The organism is Streptomyces sparsus (genome assembly GCF_054776295.1).
The window spans coordinates 1-6,096 of the sequence record NZ_BAAHCA010000229.1; the positions used below are offsets into that span (position 1 = coordinate 1).

6 protein-coding genes are annotated in these 6,096 nt (G+C 72.8%); 3 read left to right on the plus strand and 3 right to left on the minus strand.

Going from position 1 to position 6,096, the window contains the following annotated elements; all coding sequences use genetic code 11:
- The first annotated feature begins 220 nt into the window (after positions 1 to 220).
- Both ACYVE9_RS12890 and ACYVE9_RS12895 read left to right on the plus strand, forming a co-directional pair.
- Positions 221 to 586 carry a hypothetical protein gene (locus tag ACYVE9_RS12890; protein WP_461027950.1) on the plus strand — a complete coding sequence of 122 codons (366 nt, stop codon included), beginning with the start codon at positions 221 to 223 and terminating at the stop codon, positions 584 to 586.
- A 102-nt stretch (positions 587 to 688) separates the two neighbouring features.
- Entirely contained in the window at positions 689 to 2,005 is a 1,317-nt protein-coding gene (locus ACYVE9_RS12895) for a pyroglutamyl-peptidase I (RefSeq protein ID WP_461027955.1), read from the plus strand.
- Positions 2,006 to 2,044: 39 nt separating this feature from the next.
- Here ACYVE9_RS12895 and ACYVE9_RS12900 read toward each other — a convergent pair whose 3' ends face one another.
- Together ACYVE9_RS12900 and ACYVE9_RS12905 are read right to left on the minus strand one after the other, a co-directional pair.
- On the minus strand, positions 2,045 to 2,869 hold the full coding sequence (locus ACYVE9_RS12900) for a LamG domain-containing protein (protein WP_461027951.1): 825 nt from the start codon (positions 2,867 to 2,869) through the stop codon (positions 2,045 to 2,047).
- A gap of 506 nt (positions 2,870 to 3,375) precedes the next feature.
- On the minus strand, positions 3,376 to 3,897 hold the full coding sequence (locus tag ACYVE9_RS12905) for a putative immunity protein (protein WP_461027952.1): 522 nt from the start codon (positions 3,895 to 3,897) through the stop codon (positions 3,376 to 3,378).
- A gap of 588 nt (positions 3,898 to 4,485) precedes the next feature.
- On the opposite strand from ACYVE9_RS12905, the gene ACYVE9_RS12910 reads away from it, so the two are divergent.
- Positions 4,486 to 5,400, plus strand: coding sequence for a universal stress protein (locus ACYVE9_RS12910; protein ID WP_461027953.1), 915 nt, complete (start codon positions 4,486 to 4,488; stop codon positions 5,398 to 5,400).
- A 54-nt stretch (positions 5,401 to 5,454) separates the two neighbouring features.
- Here ACYVE9_RS12910 and ACYVE9_RS12915 read toward each other — a convergent pair whose 3' ends face one another.
- On the minus strand, positions 5,455 to 5,946 hold the full coding sequence (locus tag ACYVE9_RS12915; protein WP_461027954.1) for a type III secretion system chaperone family protein: 492 nt from the start codon (positions 5,944 to 5,946) through the stop codon (positions 5,455 to 5,457).
- Between the last annotated feature and the right edge of the window lie 150 nt (positions 5,947 to 6,096).

Genomic DNA, 6,096 nt, shown 5'->3' on the forward strand with positions numbered 1-6,096 from the left:
CGCAGGCCGCAGCGGTCACCCGCCGCCGACCGCACCCGCTGTACCCCGCCCCTCATCGGCAGGCGGGGTACAGCGGCGTCCGGGGGCGGGCGCGGGCACGCGACGGGCGGAGGCGTATCCCCGCCGAGGGGCGGGGCACGGCTCACGTCACACGTGTGACGTGCGGCTTCGTTCCCCCACGAGCGGAACTGCGCACCGCCGGCCCTCGTCCTTACCGGTCATGGGATCAGCCACGGAACAGCGGGACGCGGGCATCGGCTGCCTACTGGGCCTGGCCGGCGCCGGAACGGGCTTCGTCACCTGGCTGCACGGCGCGCGGCCTGGCCTGCGCGGCGACTTCGAGGGGGAGAACCGCGACCTGAGCCTGCTCTGGGTCGAACTGCCCGCCATGGTCCTCGGGGTGCCCGCCGTGGCGCTCGCCGTGTGGGCCCTGACCCGCGCACTGCTGGGCGACCGCCTCACCCCGGCCGGACGCGCCACCGTCGCCGCCGTCGCCGGTCTCACCACGCTGACCCTGCTCGGCTGGGCCTGCGTGACCTGGCTGGAGCACAGCACCCGACTCCCCTACCAGGAAGGGCCGCTCTGACGCGGCGTCCATGCCGCGCAGTCGGCCGGGGACACCCTGTCCATCCGCCGGGAGGCCGCCTAGAGTGCCGGGCAAGATCCCCCACGGAAGGTGCTCCCGGTGCTGCTGCGTTCCCGCCTGACCGTACTCGCCCTGTGCGGCGCCCTGTTGGCCACACCGGGCACCGCCCTCGCCGCCACCGGCGGCAGCGACCGCGACAAGCAGGCAGCGGGGAACGACCGCCGCACGCCGGCCTGCACCCGCGTGGGCGCCGCCCTCACCGTCGAGGAACAGCGCCTGCCGGGACGCATACCGCAGGAGATCCTCACAAGCAGCGGATTCGACCACCACTCCGCCGCCCTCGCGCGGGCACTCTGCCAGGCGCCCACCGCCCGCGCGGCCGAGCGCACCGTGCGGCGGCACAGCCGGGCCCTGTGGCAGCACGCGGTGGACCGGGTGCAGGGCCGGGGACCGGCGGGCGGTGACCTCGCCAGGGACGACGACCGCCCCCTGTACTGGGCCCGCCTCGCCATGAGCCGCACGATCCGCGAGTGGCAGCCCCGCTTCCCGCTGACCGAGACCCGGCGAGCGGCGCTGCTGCACCGCCTGGAGGTCGGCTCGCGCGGCCAGGACACCATGTACCTGCCGGCGGGCAAGGGCGTGAAGCGGATCGTCGTCACCGGTTTCGACCCGTTCCAGCTCGACCAGGACATCCGCCGCAGCAACCCGTCCGGTGCCGCCGCCCTCGCCCTGGACGGCACCACGATCCGCACGGCGGACGGCCCGGCCCGGATCGAGGTCGCCGTCTTCCCGGTCCGCTGGGCCGACTTCACCGCCGGAACCGTCGAGCAGACCCTGCGCCCGCACTTCGCCGCCGGCCCGCGCCGCGCCGACGTGTTCACCACCATCAGCCAGGGGCGCCCCGGCCGCTTCGACGTCGAACGCTGGAACGGCGCCTGGCGCGGCGGCTACCCCGACAACGCCAACGAGTCCGTCACCGGCCTGATCCCCGTCCCCGGCACCGCCCCGGGCCCGCAGTGGATCGCCACCACCCTGCCGTACCAGGCCCTCACCGAGGTCGGCACCGGCCCCTACCCCGTCCTCGACAACACCGAGGTGACCGAGATCCCCGCCGGCGGCACCACGCCCGTCACCCGCCCCGACGGCCCCACCCCCGGCTCCGCCGCCCGCTCCGGAGGCGGCGGCAACTACCTCTCCAACGAGATCGCCTACCGCGCCACGCTGCTCCGCGACACCACCGGCCTGCGCGCCCCCGGCGGCCACCTCCACACCCCCGTGCTGCCCTGGGCCCCCGGCAACACCGACCCCGCCACCGGCACCCTCACCGACCCCGACTTCCTCAAGGCCCGCGCCGCCATCACCGACCAGATCCGCGAACTGCTCCGCGTGACGGCGGGTGAGGACACCGCGGGACGGTAACGGTGAAGTCCGGCCGGCCGGTGGTATCGCGGGGCGGCGTCACGTGCCGGGTACCACCGTAGGAAAATCGAACCAGGAAGCACACAGCTCTTGCACTTGCCGGTCATTGAGGGCCCCGCGGAAGAGCCAGACGTCGTCGATCACCCCGGGAAAGTGCCCGGTACCGCTGGTGTCCTTGGCGAATCGGCCCACCTGGAACGAGGTGTCGGCCGTGAACGTCCCCGCCCCGTGTGCCCTCAGCACGCCGGGCACGCACGTCTCGTCGTCGGCTCGCCCGTCACCGTCGTCGTCCGGGCAGTTCCGGTACTCCTCGATGGCGTTGACGTACAGACGGGTTTCCTTGCGGACCGCGTCATGGACGACGGCGATGTGGTTCCAGTCGGTGACGGAGTAGAAGTTGGAGTTGCCCAACCGCACGACAGTGGCGTCTTCATCGTCGGTGCCCGGCAACAGCAACTGCCACTGACCCGGATGCCCGACCGGGTCAGTCGGGTGAGGTACGTAGCGCACACCGAATCCGTCCCGATTCCGCCCCTCGGCCCCGAACAGGGCGACCGGGCCGTCGGGCTCCCCTTCCGCCCTCACCCAGGCGGCCGCGGTGAAACTGCCCGAGGTGTCCACCGGCACCTGAGAAGTGGACGCGTAACCGCTGAGACCGTCCAGTCTCAGCGCGCCGTCGCCCATGAAGGCGTCGGCCACGATGTCCGCCTCACCGTGCAGGCCCATCGGATTGTCGTCGGCCACGTCATCCGGCGTCGTTCGGGGCGTGCCGGAGACCTCGTCGAACATCCACCGGGCATTGACGGACACGTCCGCGGAGGAGGTGTCCCGCGCGTCGTTCCCGACCGCTCCCGAGGCGGCCACTCGAGGCGCCGGATCCGCAGCGGCCGGAGAGGCAAGCACTCCACACCCGAGAAGCACACTCAACGCCAGCGTCAGCGACCTGTTCATGGCGACGTTCTTCGCCCTCACCATTTCCCCACCCCACCCAGCCACAGGAAACCGACCAGATGTCGGCTTGAAGAAAGTAGCCGACCGATCACTGCACGTCCACGCGGTAAAACCGGCAGACCACAACGGTCGTTCGCGACGACGTCGGCTGAGATCGTGATCGACCCGAGGGCGTCGCCGTCCGGCCCGAATCCGATCGCGGCCCAGTAGCCGTCCTCATGCGGAGCGCCGGCCGCGTCTCCGGCGCGAGAACCGCGTCGAACCCGCAGAACAGCGAGTCTGCCGCGCGGTCTCCGAAGACCCGGGCGAGTCACCTGGCACCAAGGCCGAAGGTCATCGCGCTGCGGTGGGCGAGGCGCAGATAGCCGTCGCGATCAAGCATCCCTGAGTTCGCCCCCCGCCATGAGTCCTCCGTCAGCTCATCTGCCGCAGTCGAACACCGACCAGCAGATGTCGTTGCGCAACCGCTGGTCGTCAAGGACCAGATCACGGATCGCTTCCGGCAGCTGATCGCGCTGCCACTGGCACTCGAGCCGTCCCGCCGCCTCGCTCTCGCCCTCCGGCGCCGCCGCACGGGCGGCCTTGATCGCGTACGCGGCGGCGCCCAGCTCGTGCGCGGCGACGTGGGCGACGGCCCCAGCCTGGCCTGCGGCGTATGCGGCGTGCCGGGCTGCCCCACGCAGGTCCCTGGCCGCCCCCATCGCGTGACCGCCCGCCGCGCGAGCCTGCATCATCCCGACCTCGCCGCGTACCCAGGCCCGGGCGTGCTCGATCGCCTGGCGCGGCCGTGGATCCCCGGCCTGGACCGACTCGAAGAGATCAAGGACGTGCTCCGCACACAAGGCCGCCCACAGGGCGAGGAGACGGTGGTCCGCGTCGGTGAGAGTCCCGCCCCGGCGGATCGTCACGAACCGCGGGTCCCGAACCTTCGGGAGGATCACGGCGCGTTCTCCTTCCCACGTGGCGCTGGACATCTCCGAAGCGCTCATCAACGGAGGGGAGATGGCCGCTGCCGCTTACAGCCGGTAGTGCCTACTGCCGGGCGAACCCGGCCGGGTCGATCGCCTCCTCGTCCGCCCGGCACCCGTGGGAAGGCCCGGGAGGCGGTTCACAGCCAGCATACGGATGCTCCCGTCTGCCGACATCGGTCTCATCACCCTGAACGAGACCTCGAACGTGCGCACCGTCAGCGCCAGGGCGGAGGCGGTGGTGAACGCGAGTTCGAGCAACGGGCCGTCCTGGCCGCCGAGGTGCTGGAGGCCGACGACGATCGCGTCCGGGCGTAGCCGCGGGAGCCGAGCGCCGGCAGGTCGGTGTCCTCCTCGGGCCACGGCGGCGGGGCGGGACCGCTGCTCCGGAGGGCTGACACTTCGAGTGCCGGCCGCGCCGCTGCTTGGGAGGGAGGGCCGGGTGGTACCCGTGGGGAGCCCACCCGGCCCTACTCGCGGCGGTGGCCGGCGGGCCAGAGTGGGGTCGTGGTCGGCCGCACCCGGAAGGCCCGCTGCTCACCGCGGAAACGGAGATCCCCCATGAACGCGCACATCCTGGTCGGCGTCGACGGCTCACCCTCGGCGCTGAAGGCGGTCGACACGGCGGCCCGGGAGGCGGAGCTGCGCGGTTGTGCGTTGCGGATCGTGCACGCGTTCATCTGGCCGCTGATGAACGTGCCGCTCGGCCCCTCGGAGGTCGGCCCGCCGGAAGGCGGACTGCGCAACGTCGCGGAGCGGGTGGCGGCCGAGGCGAAGCAGCGGGCCGAGGCCGCGGCGCCCGGTCTGGAGGTGTCCGCCGTGGTGGTGCCCGGGGACGCGCTGGCGGTGCTGGAGGCGGAGTCGCGGACGGCGGAACTGGTGGTCGTCGGCAGCCGCGGGCTGGGCACCTTCGGCGGGCTGCTGCTGGGTTCCGCGGCCGTCCACCTGTCCGCTCACGCGCACTGCCCGGTGCTGGTGGTGCGGGGCGAGGCGCGTTCCGCGGGTGACGTGGTGCTCGCGGTGGACGGTTCTCCGGCGGGCGTGGCGGCGGTCGCCTTCGCCTTCGCCGAGGCCTCGATGCGGGGTGCCGACCTGGTCGCCGTGCACACCTGGAACAACTGGACCGGCCCGGTGTCCACCGGGCCTGGCGACCCGGTGCCGCTGGTGTACGACGAGGCGATGCTGAAGGACGAGGAGGAGCGAGTGCTCGCCGAGGCGCTGTCCGGCTGGCAGGACAGGTTCCCGGACGTGACGGTGCACCGCCGGCTGGTGGAGGGCCGGACCCGCGAGACGCTGATCGAGGCGGGCGGGGACGCCCAGCTGCTGGTGGTCGGGGCGCGCGGTCGCGGCGGGTTCACCGGGCTGCTGCTCGGCTCGGTGAGCCAGGCGGTGCTGCACCACGCCCCCTGCCCGGTCGCCGTCGTCCGCGGCACCCACGGCACCCACGGCACCCACAGCACCGACGACGCGCACTGAGCGGAACGGCCCCCGCCCCGGCCCGCTCCCGGCCGGGTCGGGCCGGGGCGGGCGTCAGTCGCGGGTGAGGTGGCTGAAGGCGTCGAGGTTGCGGGTGGACTCGCCTCGGGACGTCCGCCAGGCGTACTCCTTGCGGATCGCCTCGGCGAAGCCCATCTCCAGCAGCGTGTTGAACGAGCCGTCGGCGTTCTCCAGCACGGTGCCGAGAATGCGGTCGAGTTCGTCCGGCGTGACGGCGGCCAGCGGGAAGCGGCCGACCAGGTAGATGTCGCCCAGCCGGTCGATGGCGTAACTGACGCCGTACAGGCGGGTGTTGCGCTCCAGCAGCCAGCGGTGCACGGCCTCGTGGTTCTCGTCGGGGCAGCGGACCACGAAAGCGTTGACGGAGAGGGAGTGCTTGCCGACGACCAGGGAGCACGTCGTGGAGAGCTTCTTCGTCCCGGGGAGCGTCACCACGTAGGTGCCCGGGTCGGGTGACTCCCACTCCAGCTCGGCTTCGGTGAGGGTGCGCTCGATCACCGCGGTCGCGTCGCTCACATCAGGCATGCACCGATCGTAGGCGACCGGGCCGGGAGGCGAGGGCGTCGCCGTAGACGTCGACGGTGCGCTGCGCGGCGGCGGCCCAGCCGAAGCCGCGGGCGTGCCGGGCGGCGGCCTCGCCCATGCGGGTGGTCAGCTCGCCGTGGTCGGCGAACT